We start from the raw sequence: 16,499 nt of genomic DNA on the forward strand, positions 1-16,499 counted from the left end.
CCTGCCGCATGAGGGGCATCAGACACACCGCACCTGCCGGTTCACGACTGCTTCGCAGCCCAGCGGGAGCAAGCTCCCTCGCCACGGGTTTGTCGGCGGCGATCAGTGCCCATGCCAACCCAACTGACGTGAAATCTGTTGGGTGGCGTGCATCAGTTGCTTGACGTAGTCCTGCTTCAACTCTTCCCGGAAGCGAAAGCACGGGAATGAAACGCTCATCCCGCCAATCACATGGCCGAAACGGTCGCGGATTGGCGCGGCCAGGCAACGCATGTTGTCTTCGAATTCTTCATGGTCCTCGGCATAGCCTTGCTGGCGAACGGTCTCCAATTCCAGCAGATACGCCTCGACGCTGGTCAGGGTGTTGGCGGTGCGGCGCTCGAAGCTTTCCAGCGCCAGGTGGGCGAGCAGTTCGTCTTCTTCGAGCCAGGCCATCAGCACCTTGCCGATGCCGGTGCAGTACAACGGCGCCCGCCGGCCGATCCGCGAGTACATGCGCAGGTTGTACTTGGAGTCGATCTTGTGCACGTAGACGATGCTGCCTTCGTCGAGAATCCCCAGGTGCACGGTCTCGCCCGTCAGCTCGTTGATCCTGCGCATCCCCGGCTCCGCTTCCCGGACGATGTCCAGGTGGGGCAGGGCCTGGGCACCCAATTCAAACAGCCGGACGCTGAGGCGATAACGGTCCTCGGCGTCCTGCACCACATACCCACGGGCCTTGAGCGACTGCAGGAAGCGATAGACCGTGGCCTTGGACATGTCCAGTTTGGTGGCGATTTCCGACACGCCGCTCTCTTCCGGATGCTCGGCCAGTGCCTCGAGCACGGCCATGGTCCGGCCCACCGCCGACACCAGATCGTTGTTTGGAATGACGCTGTTGTCCATGAAGGCTCCAACGTGAAAGTAAAACCCAAGGATATACGCTAGCAGAACAAAACGCTGTTTCATTTTTCCTTGACGAGGGCGGAAATCTGACTAGACTCGGGCCTTGAGATAGAAATGAAACGCCGTTTTAAAAATAAAGAAAAGGCGCGTAATGATGGATTTGACGCATAACCATGGCTCCGAGACCCGCTTCACTCGCCCGCTGAAGGTGGTGCTGGTGGGCGAGTGCATGATCGAGATGCGCGGTGAGCCGGGCGCCGCGATCACGCAGACGTTCGGTGGCGATACGCTCAACACCGCGGTCTACCTGGCCCGATTGAATCCCCGTGGCGCTGTGGCCGTGGATTACATGACCGCGGTGGGCAACGATGCGTTCAGCATCGCCATGGGCCGCTCCTGGCTGGCCGAAGGGATCGGTGACGCCCATGTCCGCGTGATCGAAGACGCGCTGCCCGGGCTGTATTTCATCCAGACCGATCCACACGGCGAGCGGCGTTTCCACTACTGGCGCGGGGAAGCAGCGGCGCGCCGCATGTTCGAAGGCCCCGAGGCCGATGCCATGCTCGAGGCACTGGCCGACTACGACTACGCCTACCTGAGCGGCATCAGCCTGGCGATCCTCACGCCAGTTGGGCGCCAACGCTTGATCGAGGCCTTGCACCGGGCTCGCCGGGCGGGCACGCGCATCGTCTTCGACAACAACTACCGTCCCCACCTTTGGCCCGATCGTGAAACCGCCCGGCAGACCTACCGCGACCTGTTGCACCTGACCGACCTCGCCCTGGTCACCTGGGAAGATGACGCGGCCCTGTTCGGCTATCACGGCCCGGAGGCCTTGTTCAGTGCCTATGCGCAGGCGGGCGTGCGCGAAGTCGCCCTCAAGCGTGGCGCCGCCAGCTGCTTGATCCAATGCCCGACGGGGCGTTTCGACGTGCCCGCGCAAACCGTTTCCCATGTCGTCGACACCACCGCGGCCGGTGATTCGTTCAGCGCCGCCTACCTGGCCTGCCGCCTGCGCGGCGGCGATCCGGAGCAGGCCGCCCGCTGGGGCCATCGCCTGGCGGCCCAGGTCGTCCAATACCGGGGTGCGCTGATTCCCCACGCGGCGATGCCGAACATGGGCGCGTCCTCACTTCCTTCTGTTGCACAGGTCTGACTTTATGAAAATCGTTGAAGCGCGCGTCATCGTCACCTGTCCGGGCCGCAACCTGGTCACTTTGAAGATCGTCACCGATGAGGGCATTCACGGCATCGGCGATGCCACCTTGAATGGCCGCGAACTGGCGGTGGTCGCTTACCTGGAAGAGCACGTCCTGCCCGCATTGATCGGTCGTGATGCCCACCGCATCGAGGACATTTGGCAATACCTGTATCGCGGCGCTTACTGGCGTCGTGGGCCGGTGACCATGACCGCTATCGCCGCCGTCGACGTGGCGCTGTGGGACATCAAGGCCAAGGCCGCGAATATGCCCTTGTACCAATTGCTCGGCGGCAAGAGCCGCGAGCGGGTGATGGTCTATGGGCATGCCACTGGCAAGGACATCGAAGGGTGCCTGGACGAAGTCGCCCGTCACGTCGAGCTGGGCTATAAAGCCGTGCGTGTGCAATGTGGCGTGCCCGGCATTGCCACTACCTATGGCGTCGCCAAGCGCAGCGGCGAGCGTTATGAGCCCGCCGACAGCGACCTGCCCGCCGAACACGTGTGGGACACCGCCAAATACCTCAACTACGTACCCAAGCTGTTCGCCGCCGTGCGCGAACGCTTTGGTGACGACCTGCATATCCTCCACGACGTGCACCACCGCCTGACCCCCATCGAGGCCGGGCGCCTGGGCAAGGCCGTGGAACCCTACAACCTGTTCTGGCTGGAAGACTGCACGCCAGCGGAGAACCAGCAGAGCTTCCGTCTGATTCGCCAGCACACCATCACGCCGTTGGCCGTGGGCGAGGTGTTCAATTCCATCCATGACTGCCGCGAGTTGATCCAGGAACAGTTGATCGACTACATCCGCACGACCCTGGTGCATGCCGGCGGCATTACCCATGTGCGGCGCATTGCCGATTTCGCCGCGCTGTTCCAGGTGCGCACGGGCTTTCACGGCGCCACCGACCTGTCGCCGGTGTGCATGGGCGCGGCCCTGCATTTCGATACCTGGGTGCCGAACTTCGGCATCCAGGAACACATGCCTCACGAAGAACGCATCGATGAAGTGTTCCCCCATGCCTATCGCTTCGAGGACGGCCACTTCACCCCGGGCGAAACGCCGGGACATGGCGTCGACATCGATGAAGACCTTGCCCGCCAATACCCCTACAAACGCGCCAGCCTGCCGGTCAACCGTCTCGAAGACGGCACGCTCTGGCATTGGTAAAGCAGTTCCAACCCTTTGAGGAAACGGGGCGAAAACGTCCCGCCAGGAGTGACCCGATGAAAGCGTTCCAGGTAAGAGCACCCTTCGAGTTCGGGCTGGCCCAGGTCGACCGACCCGAGGTCGCCCAAGGCGAGGTCCAGGTCGATGTGGCGTATGCCGGCATCTGTGGCTCGGACATGCACATCATTCATGGGCAGAACGCATTCGTGCGTTTCCCCCGGGTCACCGGTCATGAGTTCTCCGGGGTGATCCGGCAAGTCGGTGAAGGTGTCGAACACCTGCGGGTGGGCGACCGGGTGTGCATCGATCCGGTGATCAGTTGCGGCACCTGTTATCCCTGCCGCATCGGCCGGCCCAACGTCTGCACGCGGCTGCAAGTGATCGGCGTGCACCGCGACGGTGGCTTCAGCGAACAGGTCTGCGTACCAGCCGAGAACGCCCATCGCCTGCCTGATTCGATGTCCCTCAGCCACGGCGCCTTGGTCGAACCTTATTCCATTGCCCTGAACGTGCTCGATCGCATGCAGCCGCAACCGGGCGACAGCGTGTTGATCTACGGCGCCGGAGTGATCGGCCTGACCCTGGTGCAGATGGCCAAGGCGTTGGGATTGACCGACATCACGGTCACCGATGTCATCGACAGTCGCCTGGAGACGGCGCGAGCGCTGGGCGCCAGCCGGACCCTCAACGGCCAGCAAGTCGATGTCGAAGCACTGATGCGTGAGCACACTCAAGGCGAAGGTGTGCCGTTGATTGTCGATGCCGCCTGCATACCGGCACTGATGCCGCAGATGGTGCGCCTGGCCTCGCCGGCCGGGCGTATCGGGTTGCTGGGCTTCAATGCCACGCCCAGTGATCTGGTGCAGTTGGAAATGATCAAGAAGGAACTGACCCTGGTGGGCTCACGGCTCAACAATCGCAAATTCCCGCGGGTGATCGAACTGATCGCCAGTGGCAAGTTGCAGGTCCAGGACCTGATCAGCCATCGCGTCACCTTCGACGAAATGCCCGGCGCCATCGACCTGATCGAACAGCACCCCGAGCAAACCCGAAAAGTGCTGGTGGAGCTGACGAGCGCCCATCACTGAGCCGTCGCTACCACCGGTTTCACCGTGCCTGTCATGGGCACCCTCACCGAATAAACACAACAAGCGGGAGGTTCCACCATGTTTGGTCAAGGACGTAGCTTAATCATCATCATGCTGTTCCTGGCCGGGGTCATCAATTACCTCGACCGATCGGCATTGTCTGTGGCGGCGCCTTTCATCCAGAAGGACTACGGTCTGAGCACGGGTGAGATGGGCATGATCTTCAGCAGCTTCTTCGTCGGCTATGCCGCCTTCAACTTCATCGGTGGCTGGGCCGCCGACCGTTACGGCGCCAAGACCACGTTGCTGTTGGCCATGGTCTTGTGGTCGCTGTTCAGTGGTCTCACCGTGCTGACGGTGGGCTTCGCTTCACTGGTGCTTATCCGGATTTTGTTCGGCATGGGCGAAGGACCGTTGAGCGTCACCACCAGCAAGATGGTGAACAACTGGTACACCCCCAAGCGCCGGGCGCGAGCCATCGGCGCATCGATGTCCGGTACGCCGCTGGGTGGCGCGATTTCCGGCCCGGTGGTGGGTTTCATCGCCGTCACCTACGGCTGGAAGGTGTCGTTCATTATCATCATGCTCGTCGGCCTGATCTGGGCGGCCGTGTGGTACAAGTTCGTCAAGGAGCGGCCAGAAGGCGAGGGCGCCGACGCTATTCTCCAGGCCGAAGGGCAGAGCGAGCTGGCGGCACAACCGGTGTTCCCATTGCGGTTCTACCTCAAGCAGCCGACGGTGCTGTTCACCTCCCTGGCGTTCTTTTCCTATAACTACACCTTGTTCTTTTTCCTGACCTGGTTCCCCAGCTACCTGACTATGGCCCACGGCCTGAACGTCAAGGACATGAGCATCGCCACGGTCATTCCCTGGGTGCTGGGTTTCCTCGGCCTGGCCCTGGGCGGCTTCATCTCCGACTTCGTGTTCAAGAAAACCGGAAAAATGATGTTCTCCCGCAAAGTGGTGCTGGTGACCTGCCTGCTGGCCTGCGCCGTTTGCATCGCCTGTGCCGGGATGGTCAGTACCTTGTATCCGGCGGTAATTCTCGTCGCCTTGGCCGTGTTCTTCCTGTACCTCACCGGCGCCATCTACTGGGCGATCATCCAGGACACCGTCCCCGCGGCGCGAGTGGGTGGCGTCAGTGGTTTCATGCACTTCCTGGCGAACACCTCCGGCATTGTCGGCCCGACCCTGACGGGCTTCCTGGTGCAGTTCACCGGTTCGTTCACCAGTGCGTTCCTGCTGGCGGGGCTGTTGACCGTGATCGGTGCCGTGTGTGTGGCGCGCTACGTTAAACCGTTGTCGGTGACGGATACCGGCCACGCGGCGACGCAAAGCCCGCAACCCGCTTCGGCCCTGGGCCGTTCCTGAACAGAAGGAGTGAGTCGATGCCTGTTGTGAACCGTGTACCTAACACCGGCACTGCAACGCAGATCGGTATCGTGCACTTGGGCCTGGGGGCGTTTCATCGCGCGCACCAGGCGGTCTACCTGCAACGCCATCTCAATCGCCATGGTGAAAGCGATTGGGGCGTGTGCAGCGCCAACCTGCGCTCCAATCGCACTTTGGTCGAGCAGTTGCGCACACAGGACGGCCGCTATCACGTGGCCGAGTACCGCGACCGCGAGCAGGTGACGCTGCGCGAGATCGGGGTGTTGCGCCAGGCCTTGTTCGTGGGCGAGGGCGGCCAGGAACTGGAGCAGTTGCTGCAGCGCATGGCCGCGCCGCAAACGCGGATTGTCACGCTCACCGTCACCGAAAAAGGCTACTGCCTGAGCCCGTCATCCGGGCAATTGCGCCGCGAAGACCCGACGATTGCCCATGACATCGCCCATCCACACACGCCGCGCTCGGCCCCCGGCATTGTCCTGGAAGCCCTGCGTCGCCGTCGTGCCGCAGGCGTCCCGGCCTTCACGGTGTTGTGCTGTGACAACATGCCCGACAACGGCCAGCGCACCCGCCAGGCTGTGAGCGCATTGGCGGCGTTGCAGGATGAGGCGCTGGCGCGGTGGATCGAGCAACAGGTGGCCTTTCCCAGTTGCATGGTCGACCGCATCGTGCCGGCCATGGACGACGAATCCTTCCGTCGGCTGGAACAGCAACTCGACTGTCACGACCGTGCGGCAGTCGTTTGCGAGCGCTTCAGCCAGTGGGTGATCGAGGACCACTTTCCCCTCGGCCGCCCGGACTGGGAGGTGGAGGGCGTGCAGATGGTGGACGACGTGCGTCCGTTCGAAACGATGAAGTTGCGCATGCTCAATGGCAGCCATTCACTGCTGGCCTACGTGGGTTTATTGGCGGGTCATGAATTGGTCTTCGAGGCCGTCAACGATGGGCGGCTGGCGCGCCTCATCGGGCGCTACATGGCCGAGGAAGCCACGCCGACCCTGGACATGCCGGCCGGGATCGATCTTTCGGTGTATGCCAACGACCTTCTGGCGCGCTTTGCCAACGACAGCCTGCAACATCGCTTGCGCCAGATCGCCATGGACGGCTCGCAGAAACTGCCGCAACGCTGGCTACTGGGCGCACAGCAGTTGCTGGACCAGGGCCGCGGCATCGACTGCACCGCCTTGGGCATCGCGGCATGGATCCACTACTGCACGCAGCCGTTACCCGGTCGTCCGGCCCATGTGGTTGACGACCCGCTGAGCGCAACCTTTGCCGACCTTGCGGGACGCTTCGAGGGCGCCTCGCGGGTGAATGCCGTCCTTGATCTGCAGGAAGTCTTCCCGCCGCCGCTCTCGGCTCGCCCGGCATTTCGCGACGCCGTGCACCGCGCCTACGACGCCTTGACGCGCGATGGCGTGGATAGCCTGTTGCACACCCTTGCCGCATCCAACTGATAAAAAGGAGAAGAAACATGGAACAGACATGGCGTTGGTTTGGCCCCAAGGACCCGATCTCCCTGGCGGACATTCGCCAGACCGGTGCGACCGGTATCGTCACCGCGCTGCACGAAATCCCCAATGGCCAAGTGTGGCCGGTGGACGCCATCGCGGCGCGCAAGCAGATGATCGAAACGGCCGGCTTGAGCTGGTCGGTGGTGGAAAGCATTCCGGTGCACGAAGACATCAAGCGCGGCTGCGGGCGACGCGACGAGTACATCGCCAACTACCAGCAAAGCGTGCGCAACCTGGCGAGCTGTGGCATCGATATCGTCTGCTACAACTTCATGCCGGTGCTGGACTGGACCCGTACCGACTTGTCCTTTGAGCTGGCGGATGGCGGCTGGGCCTTGCGTTTCGACCAGACCGCGTTTGCCGCCTTCGACCTGTTCATCCTCCAACGCCCGGGGGCGCAGGCTGAATACAGCGCCGAGGATATCCAGCAGGCCAAGGCCTACTTCGAACAACTGACGCCAGCCCGGCGCGAAACCCTGGTCAACACCCTGATCGCGGGCTTGCCTGGCGCCGAGGAACACTACAGCCTGGATAACTTCCGTGACTTGCTGCGCACCTACGCCGACATCGACGAGACCACGTTGCGCGAACACCTGGGGTATTTCCTGCGCGCGGTGATCCCGGTTGCCGAGGAGGTGGGCGTGCGCATGGCGATCCATCCGGACGACCCGCCCCGGGCACTGCTCGGCTTGCCCCGGATCCTCTCCACCGCCGAAGACGCCCAATGGCTGCTGGACGCCGCGCCAAGCCCGGCCAATGGCCTGACGTTCTGCACCGGCTCCTACGGTGTGCGTAAAGACAACGACCTGGTGGCGATGGCCAAGCACTTTGCGCCGCGCATTTACTTCACCCACCTGCGTTCAACCCGCCGGGAAACCGACCCACGCAGCTTCCATGAAGCCCATCACCTGGACGGCGACGTCGACATGGTCGGGGTCATCAGCGCCTTGGTGGCCGAAGAGCGCCGACGCGAACGCGAAGGCGGCCCGCGCTTGCCGTTGCGCCCGGACCATGGGCACCAACTGCTCGACGATCAACACCGCAAAAGCAACCCCGGCTACTCCCTGATCGGCCGCCTTAAAGGCCTGGCGGAAATCCGCGGGGTTGAATTGGCCGTGCGTCGGCAACTGGGCTAGGTACGCCCTGTTTGGTTGACATCTGTGGCGAGGGGATTTATCCCCGCTGGGCTGCGCAGCGGCCCTAAAACCCGGCAGCTCGGTGCATCAGGCCGATCGCATTCAGCCGGTTCGGGGTCGCTACGCAACCCAGCGGGGATAAATCCCCTCGCCACAGGAGATAAAATTCCTGAGAAATGCTCGGGCTAACGCCGGTCCCCTGTGGGAGCGGGCTTGCTCGCGAAGACGGCTTAACATTCAGCAGTTAAGTTGACTGACACTCCGCTTTCGCGAGCAAGCCCGCTCCCACAATGGCTCAGCCTTCGAGCCCGCGCCGCTCGATCACGCCGAACACATCCGCGACATCCTGCACCAGGATCCGCGCGACATTGGTGATGGTGTTGAGGTCGCTGGCCGCTGAATCACGCAGGCTGCTGCAAGCCACCGAGGTCAGGTAGTCGAGCGTGGCGTGCAGGCGCTCGCTGGCACAGGCATGGAGTTCGGGGAGTGGGGCTTGGGTGTCGATCAGCAGGACGGGGTGGGTGGTGGCTGTTTGGGTGAGAGGGGTGAAGCGTTGATCTTGTTGGTTCAGGGACATGGTTAAGCAACCTCGTAGTTACTCGTATCTTTAAAAAGGGCTGCGAAACCCAGCCACTGACCAAAGCCAGTGGCGATCCCAACTATAGAAGCCGATCCCGGCACCCACAACCGACCTGTAGGACGCCCGCTCCCCCTGTGGCGAGGGAGCTTGCTCCCGCTCGACTGCGCAGCAGTCGCAAAACCGGTGCCTGCGGTGTAACTGGCGAAAAGAGGTACCTGGTTCGGGGCCGCTTCGCGCCCCAGCGGGAGCAAGCTCCCTCGCCACGGGAAGTAATTTCCTACGAGATTTTCGGACCGTCTCTTGCCGCTACCCCTGAAGTGCGCGGATCTCTGTGGGAGCAAAGCTTGCTCGCGATGCAGGCGCCTCGTTCCCCCGGAAGACCGCGTTATCCTCATCGCGGGCAAGCCTTGCTCCCACAGCTCAAAGCGGTCATAGGGCTCGCTCAGTCAATGATCGGGCGGGCAAGTGATGGGCTGATGGACCTGATTCAACAACCAATCAACAAAAACCTGCGTCTCAGCCACCGCACTCCCGGAAACGCCGTAGTAATAACGAGCCAGCGGCAGGCGCAACCCCGGCAGTGGACAGGCCAAGCGCCCGTTGGGCAAATCCCGACCCAGCAGCGAAGCCGGGCACAACGCCACGCCCAGGCCATCGACGGCCGCCTGCAGCACCAGGTGCATGTGATCGAATTGCAGGGTCGGCGGGTTGTTCAATGGATCAATCCCGACGTGCTCCACCCAATCCTGCCAATCGTTGCTGCGTGTCCTGCCCGATAACAAGGTGTGCCGGGCCAGGTCGTGGAGGCTTTCCAACGGTACGTTTTGCAGCAACGACGGGGCGGCGACCAGCAGCAGGTCGTCTTCCAGTAACAGGGTGGGCTGCACCTCGGCCGACCAACCGGCGTGTCCACGGCGAATGACCACGTCGAACGATTCCCGTGCGGGATCCGGGGACCGGGTGCTGGTGACGACCTCGGGCTTGATGTCCGGATGGCGCGCCATGAAGTCCGGCAGCCGAGGGATGAGCCAGCGCACTGCAAAAGAGGGGCGCACGTTGATGGTCACTTTGCGTTGGGCCGCATTGCGCGTCAGTGCGGTGGCGGCGTTGGCGATTTGCGTCAGTGCCTCGCTGACCTGCTCGTAGAAAACCCGACCCGCCGGGGTGAGCAAGGATTGCCGGGTTCGACGTTCGAACAACAAAACGCCCAGGCGCTCTTCGAGCAACTTGACGTGACGGCTGACGGCGCTGTGGCTGACGTGCAACTCTTCGGCGGCGCGACTGAAGCTCTGGTGGCGAGCGGCAGCGGCGAAGGCGCGGACGGCGTTCAACGGGGGGAGGTTGGCGATCATGTGTCTAATTTAGTCACATAGGCGGCGCAATTAAAGCGTTTGTCAGCGTCCCGCTGCCACGCCACCCTGAAGGCCACAGCAATTCCCCTTCAATGTGGAGTGATGCATGGCCGACTACGGAGTTTTTCTGATCCTGGCGACCCTGACGGTGCTCAGCCCCGGCCCCGGCGTGGTGCTGACGCTGTCCAATGCCTTGCGTCATGGCTGGCGCGGTGCGCTGCCGGGCATTGTCGGGATCGCCTTCGGTGCTTTTATCGTGGCGGGTATTTGCGCCAGTAGCCTGGGGTTGATACTGGCGGCCTCGGCGACCGCCTTTACAGTGCTCAAATACATCGGCGCCCTGTACTTGTTGTACCTGGGCATCAAGATGTGGCGTACCCAGCGCTTCATTCCCGAACTCAACGCCACATCGTTGCGTCCATGGCGGCGATTCGTCGAGGCGTTGTCGATCCAGTTGCTCAACCCCAAGGCGGGTTTCTTCTTCCTGGCGGTCTTTCCCCAGTTCATCAAGCCGGCGGGTGATTATTACAGCCAGTTCTTCTTGCTGGTGTCGTCTTACAGTGTGCTTGTCCTACTGGTGCATTCCGGTTATGCCCTGACGGCCCAAGCCGCAAGAGGCTGGCTCTCCACAAGCCAGGGCGCCAGGGTTGTCGGCAAGCTGTCGGGCATCACGTTCCTGGGCTTTGGTGTGTTGATGGCGTCCGCCAGCAAATGACGGAGCCCATCACCGCCGCCCAGTGCGCGTACTCACGTCCACCCACACCGCCAGCACCAGAATGCTGCCTTTGACGATCATCTGCCAATAACTGTCGACGTCGAGCATGGACATGCCATTGTCCAGGCTGGTGATCACCAGCGCACCGAGGAGAGCGCCGTAGACAGTGCCGGAACCACCACGCATGGAGGTGCCGCCGATGAAACAGGCGGCGATGGCGTCGAGTTCGCCCATGTTGCCGGCCGAGGGTGAGCCGGCGGCCAGGCGGGCGGTGTTGACCACGCCGGCGAGGGCGCACATCACGCCCATGATGCCGAAGATCCACAGCTTTACTGCTTGCACGTTGATGCCAGACAGGCGCGTGGCTTCCATGTTGCTGCCCACCGAGTAGACGCGGCGGCCGAACACGGTCTGGCTGGTGACGTAGCTGAACACCCCCAGCAGGATCAGCAGGAGCAGCACCGGCACCGGAATGCCGTCGTAACTGTTGAGGGTGTAGACGAACCCGGCCAGCACCGCGCCGATCAATGCCACGCGCAACCCATCACGCACCAGGGAGTGGGCTGCCAGGCCATGGAGGGCGCGGTTGCGCCGCTGTTTCCAGGTGAGGAACAGGGTCAGGGCGAACAGCAGGATGCCGAGCCCGGTCCCGACCGTGTGCGGCAAATAACCCTGGCCGACATAGACCAGCTCCGGTGACACTGGGGCAATGGTGGTGCCGCCCGTCACGCCCAGCAGGATGCCGCGAAACGCGAGCATGCCACCCAGCCCGACAATGAACGACGGGATGCGCAGGTAGGCGGTCATGTAGCCGTTGCCCAAGCCGATCACCAAGCCGCACAAAGCCACCAGGCTCAGGTTCGCCAGCAGCGGGATGTGATAGACCACATCGAGGATCGCCGCCAGGCCACCCAATAACCCAAGCAACGAGCCCACCGACAAATCGATCTCGCCGCTGATGATCACCAGCACCATGCCGCAGGCCAGGATCCCGGTGATGGACATCTGCCGCAGCAGGTTGGACAGGTTGCGCGGGGTCAGGAACCCACCGTCGGTCTGCCAGCTGAAGAACAGCCAGATCAGCGCCACGGCGATCACCAGCGCGAGCATTTTGTAGCGGGAAAACAGCTGTTTGACCTGATTCATCTACGCGGACTTCCGATCATTATTGTTATGGCCATCGGGGTGGCTGAGCGCGGCGGCGAGCACCTGTTCCTGGGTGAGTTCGTGGTTGATGAAGTCGCCGCGCAACTGGCCTTCGCCGATCACCAGGACGCGGTCGGAAACCCCCAGGACTTCGGCGAGCTCCGAGGACACCATGATGATGGACACGCCTTCGGCCGCCAGCGCGCCCATCAATTTGTAGATCTCGTATTTGGCGCCGACGTCCACGCCGCGGGTGGGCTCATCGAGGATCAGCACCCGGGGTTTGGTCAGGAGCATCTTGGCCAGCACGGCTTTTTGCTGGTTGCCGCCGGAGAGGCTGGTGATCGGCAGGAACGGGCTCGCGGTCTTGAGGTGCATGCGCGCGATTTCCTTGTCGATGCTGCCCAGTTCGGCTTCGGCGTCGATGCGGGTCAGTTTCGCGTAGCTGTCCAGCACCGCCAGGGTGATGTTCTGGCCCACCCCCAGGTCAGGAATGATGCCTTGGCGCTTGCGGTCTTCAGGGACCATGCACAGGCCGGCGCGGATCGACTTGAGCGGCGTGCGCGTGTCGATGGGTTGGCCGCCCAACCATACTTCGCCTTCGTAGCGACCGGGGTAGGCGCCGAACAGCGCAGAGACCAGTTCCGTGCGACCGGCGCCGACCAGCCCGGCGATGCCGAGAATCTCCCCGCGCTTGAGGACGAATGAAATGTCGTCGACCCGTTTGCGCTTGGGGTTATCGACGTCGTAGCAGGTGACGTGGCGCGCCTCGAAAATCACCTCGCCGATGTCATGGGGTTCGGTGGGGTAGAGGTTGCTCATTTCCCGCCCGACCATCTGGGTGATGATCTTGGGAATGTCCATGTCCGCCATGGCGGTGGTGGCGATGTGTTTGCCGTCGCGTATCACCGAGATGGTGTCACACACAGCGGCCACTTCATCGAGCTTGTGGGAGATGTACACGCAGGCCACGCCCTTGGCCTTGAGGTCGCGGATGATGTCCAGCAGCACCTCGATTTCCGAGCGAGTCAGGGCTGAAGAGGGCTCGTCGAGGATCAGCAGTCGCGCCTGCTTGTTCAGCGCCTTGGCGATTTCCACCAACTGCTGGTAGCCACCGCCGTACTGGGAAACCGGCAGCGAGACGTTCATGTCCGGTACCTTGAGTTCGCGCATCAGGGCCTCGGCGCGGTGGATCATCGCCGGGTAGTTCATGCGCCCGCCGGGCAGCGTCAGCTCGTGGCCCATGAAGATGTTTTCGGCCACCGACAGGTCGGGGACCAGGGTCAGTTCCTGGTGAATGATGACGATCCCGGCGGCTTCGGTCTCGCTGATGGACTGCGCCTTGAGCGGCTGGCCGTCCCAAATGATCTCGCCTTCCCAGGTGCCGTAGGGATAGACCGCCGACAGCACTTTCATCAGGGTGGATTTACCCGCGCCGTTTTCACCGCACAGGCCAACGCATTCCCCGGACCTGACCTTGATGTCGATGCCGTTCAGGGCTTTGACACCGCCAAAGGTTTTGACGATGCCGTTCATTTGCAGCAGGTAGTCGGACATGGCAAGGGCTCATGAAAAAGGGCTTACACATAGACAGTGGACCAGGCAGTCAAGCCAAGTGACCTGTGGGAGCGAGCTTGCTCGCGATAGCGGTGGTTCAGCTGGCATCGATATTGGATGGGCTACCGTCATCGCGAGCAAGCTCGCTCCCACAGGTCTTTGCTTGATTGCCTGGTCAGGTCACTGCCCGGCGATCTGCGCCTTGGTGTAGAACCCATCCTTTTCCAGCAGGTCGATGTTGTCCTTGGTCAACGGCGTCGGGGTGAGCAGGATGGTGTCGACTTTCTTGCTGCCATTGTCGTACTGCGAGCTGAAGGTCGGCTTCTCGTTGCGCGCCAGTTGTACCGAGAGCTTGGCGGCTTCGGAGGCGATCAGCTTCAGCGGCTTGTAGACGGTCATGGTCTGGGTGCCGTCGATCACGCGCTTGACCGCCGCGAGATCGGCGTCCTGGCCCGAGATCGGCACCTTGCCGGCCATTTTCTGCGCGGCCAGGGCCTGGATGGCGCCGCCGGCGGTGGCGTCGTTGGAGGCAACGATGCCATCGATCTTGTTGTTGTTCCGGGTCAGGGCGTTTTCCACGATGCTCAAGGCTTCGGTGGGGTTCCATTCCTTCACCCACTGCTGGCCGACAATCTTGATATCACCCTTGTCGATGGCCGGTTGCAGCACTTTCATCTGGCCTTCGCGCAGGACCTTGGCATTGTTGTCCGTGGGCGCGCCACCGAGCAGGAAGTAGTTGCCCTTGGGCGCGGCTTTCAGCACGCCGCTGGCCTGCATCTCGCCGACCTTTTCGTTATCGAAGGAAATGTAGGCGTCGATATCGGCGTTGAGGATCAGTCGGTCGTAGGAGACGACCTTGATCCCGGCCTTTTTGGCTTCGGCGACGGCGTTGGTCAGCACGGTGGCGTTGAACGGCACGATGACGATCACATCGACGCCACGGGAGATCAGGTTTTCAATCTGCGAGATCTGCTTCTGCTCGTTGGCATCGGCGGACTGGACGAAGACCTTGGCGTCGAGTTTTTCCGCCGCCGCGACGAAGTAGTCGCGATCCCGCGACCAGCGTTCCAGGCGCAGGTCATCGATGGAGAAACCGATTTTCGGATGGGTCGCATCGGCCATGACCGGAAGCGAGAGCAGGGCGAGGGCGCCGGCGAGCAGGGTACGTTTGAATCTTTTCATGTGGTGCGTCCTTTTATTGTTGTTTGAAAGACACTGCCTGACGATGAGCGTGATACCGGGTAGAACTGTAGAGCGTTGCAGGGCGTCGTGGGCACAGATTTGTCGCGAGAATGTAACAGCCGCTGTGCCCCGACTTTTGCCCGTTGTCAGGCGTAGATAAACCGATTGACCACGTTCTCGAGCATCTCCTGGCGACCGCTGACGGCCTGGGGATTCAGGTCGTTGGTAAAGGCGTGCTCGGCCAGCGATTCCAGGCTGAAGTCGCCGGCCAGGACTGCTTGGCCGAAGGGTTGTTGCCAGCCGGCGTAGCGCTGGTCCTTGAACTGCTGCAACTGATCGTTCTGCACCATGGCTGCCGCGCGTTCCAGGGCGAGGGCGAGCACGTCCATGGCGCCGACGTGGCCGTGGAACAGATCGATTTCGTCCAGGCTCTGGCGCCGGACCTTGGAATCGAAATTGAACCCGCCATTGCCGAAGCCACCGGCCTTGAGGATTTCATAGGTGGCCAGGGTCATTTCCTCGACGCTGTTAGGGAACTGGTCGGTGTCCCAGCCGTTTTGCGGGTCGCCGCGGTTGGCGTCGATGCTGCCGAAAATCCCCAGGGAGACAGCCGTGGCGATCTCGTGATGGAAACTATGGCCAGCCAGGGTGGCGTGGTTGGCTTCGATGTTGACCTTGATCTCTTTTTCCAGGCCGAACTGCTGCAGGAAGCCGAACACCGTGGCGCTGTCGTAATCGTACTGGTGCTTGGTCGGTTCCTGGGGCTTAGGCTCGATCAGCAGGTCGCCCTTGAAGCCGATCTTGTGCTTGTGCTCGACCACCATGCGCATGAAGCGGCCCAGCTGTTCGCGCTCGCGTTTCAAGTCGGTATTGAGCAGGGTTTCGTAGCCTTCACGACCGCCCCACAGCACGTAGTTGGAGCCTTTGAGGCGTTGGGTGGCGTTCATCGCACTGAACACTTGGGCGGCGGCGCAGGCGAACACTTGCGGATCCGGGTTGCTGGCGGCGCCGGCGGCAAAACGCGGGTTACTGAAGCAGTTGGCGGTGCCCCACAGCAGCTTGATCCCGGTTTGTTCCTGATGGCGTTCCAGGTGGTCGATCATCTGGGCGAAGTGGTTGCGGTACTCCTTGAGTGAATTGCCTTCCGGGGCGACATCGGTGTCGTGGAAGCAGTAGTAGTCGATGCCCAGCTTGGAGAAGAACTCGAAAGCCGCTTCGGCCTTGCCGATGGCCACTTCCATGGGATCCCCAGCGTGCTGCCACGGACGCTTGAACGTGCCGGCACCAAACACATCCGACCCTGGCCAGACGAAGGTATGCCAGTAGCAGACCGCCATGCGCAGGTGCTCGCGCATGGGTTTGCCGAGCACCAGTTTGTTGGCGTCGTAGTGACGGAAGGCCAGCGGCGAATCACTGGCGGGGCCCTCGTAGCGAATCGTGTCGACACCGGGGAAGTAGGGCATGTGCAGGTTTCCTTTTTATTCTTGGCGGTGTCCCGATACTAACGCCGGCCCCGTGGCTGCTGATTATGAAAATCACCAATGGGCAGTTCGATTTTGAGTATTGAGATTCGCCGTGTGCGC

General features: G+C 62.2%; 14 protein-coding genes. 7 read left to right on the forward strand and 7 right to left on the reverse strand.

Going from position 1 to position 16,499, the window contains the following annotated elements:
- Positions 1 to 102 precede the first annotated feature (102 nt).
- Positions 103 to 885 carry a DNA-binding transcriptional regulator KdgR gene (gene kdgR / locus J3P85_RS11855; protein WP_434705923.1) on the reverse strand — a complete coding sequence of 261 codons (783 nt, stop codon included), beginning with the start codon at positions 883 to 885 and terminating at the stop codon, positions 103 to 105.
- 154 nt (positions 886 to 1,039) lie between these two features.
- On the opposite strand from kdgR, the gene J3P85_RS11860 reads away from it, so the two are divergent.
- From J3P85_RS11860 to uxuA, 6 genes are all read left to right on the forward strand, one after another.
- The gene (locus J3P85_RS11860) at positions 1,040 to 2,041 is read left to right on the forward strand and encodes a sugar kinase (protein ID WP_434706359.1); all 1,002 of its coding nucleotides are present in this window, start codon (positions 1,040 to 1,042) and stop codon (positions 2,039 to 2,041) included.
- 4 nt (positions 2,042 to 2,045) lie between these two features.
- Entirely contained in the window at positions 2,046 to 3,257 is a 1,212-nt protein-coding gene (gene manD / locus J3P85_RS11865; RefSeq protein ID WP_434705924.1) for a D-mannonate dehydratase ManD, read from the forward strand.
- Positions 3,258 to 3,313: 56 nt separating this feature from the next.
- A complete protein-coding gene (locus J3P85_RS11870) occupies positions 3,314 to 4,345 on the forward strand; it encodes a Zn-dependent oxidoreductase (protein ID WP_434705925.1) in 1,032 nt (343 codons plus the stop codon).
- Between the two features lie 78 nt (positions 4,346 to 4,423).
- Positions 4,424 to 5,716, forward strand: a complete 1,293-nt coding sequence (locus J3P85_RS11875) for an MFS transporter (RefSeq protein WP_434705926.1) — start codon at positions 4,424 to 4,426, stop codon at positions 5,714 to 5,716.
- A gap of 17 nt (positions 5,717 to 5,733) precedes the next feature.
- Positions 5,734 to 7,191, forward strand: coding sequence for a mannitol dehydrogenase family protein (locus J3P85_RS11880; protein ID WP_434705927.1), 1,458 nt, complete (start codon positions 5,734 to 5,736; stop codon positions 7,189 to 7,191).
- Between the two features lie 17 nt (positions 7,192 to 7,208).
- Positions 7,209 to 8,384 carry a mannonate dehydratase gene (gene uxuA, locus J3P85_RS11885; RefSeq protein WP_434705928.1) on the forward strand — a complete coding sequence of 392 codons (1,176 nt, stop codon included), beginning with the start codon at positions 7,209 to 7,211 and terminating at the stop codon, positions 8,382 to 8,384.
- A 295-nt stretch (positions 8,385 to 8,679) separates the two neighbouring features.
- Here uxuA and J3P85_RS11890 read toward each other — a convergent pair whose 3' ends face one another.
- Positions 8,680 to 8,961: a fructose-bisphosphate aldolase gene (locus J3P85_RS11890; RefSeq protein ID WP_434705929.1), complete on the reverse strand. Its 282-nt coding sequence runs from the start codon at positions 8,959 to 8,961 to the stop codon at positions 8,680 to 8,682.
- Positions 8,962 to 9,410: 449 nt separating this feature from the next.
- A complete protein-coding gene (gene gcvA / locus J3P85_RS11895) occupies positions 9,411 to 10,316 on the reverse strand; it encodes a transcriptional regulator GcvA (protein ID WP_434705931.1) in 906 nt (301 codons plus the stop codon).
- Between the two features lie 106 nt (positions 10,317 to 10,422).
- On the opposite strand from gcvA, the gene J3P85_RS11900 reads away from it, so the two are divergent.
- Positions 10,423 to 11,031, forward strand: coding sequence for a LysE family translocator (locus J3P85_RS11900; RefSeq protein ID WP_434705932.1), 609 nt, complete (start codon positions 10,423 to 10,425; stop codon positions 11,029 to 11,031).
- A gap of 9 nt (positions 11,032 to 11,040) precedes the next feature.
- On the opposite strand, the gene J3P85_RS11905 is transcribed toward J3P85_RS11900, so the two are convergent.
- The 4 genes from J3P85_RS11905 to xylA form a co-directional block, all read right to left on the reverse strand.
- Positions 11,041 to 12,177 (reverse strand): sugar ABC transporter permease, encoded by a 1,137-nt coding sequence (locus J3P85_RS11905; RefSeq protein WP_186705902.1) that lies wholly within the window; start codon positions 12,175 to 12,177, stop codon positions 11,041 to 11,043.
- A complete protein-coding gene (xylG, locus tag J3P85_RS11910) occupies positions 12,178 to 13,734 on the reverse strand; it encodes a D-xylose ABC transporter ATP-binding protein (protein ID WP_434705933.1) in 1,557 nt (518 codons plus the stop codon).
- Positions 13,735 to 13,914: 180 nt separating this feature from the next.
- Positions 13,915 to 14,916: a D-xylose ABC transporter substrate-binding protein gene (gene xylF, locus J3P85_RS11915; protein WP_053119915.1), complete on the reverse strand. Its 1,002-nt coding sequence runs from the start codon at positions 14,914 to 14,916 to the stop codon at positions 13,915 to 13,917.
- Positions 14,917 to 15,062: 146 nt separating this feature from the next.
- Positions 15,063 to 16,379 (reverse strand): xylose isomerase, encoded by a 1,317-nt coding sequence (gene xylA / locus J3P85_RS11920; protein WP_434705934.1) that lies wholly within the window; start codon positions 16,377 to 16,379, stop codon positions 15,063 to 15,065.
- Between the last annotated feature and the right edge of the window lie 120 nt (positions 16,380 to 16,499).

The organism is Pseudomonas sp. Z1-12 (assembly GCF_051132015.1).
GTDB classification, from domain to species: domain Bacteria; phylum Pseudomonadota; class Gammaproteobacteria; order Pseudomonadales; family Pseudomonadaceae; genus Aquipseudomonas; species Aquipseudomonas zanjanensis.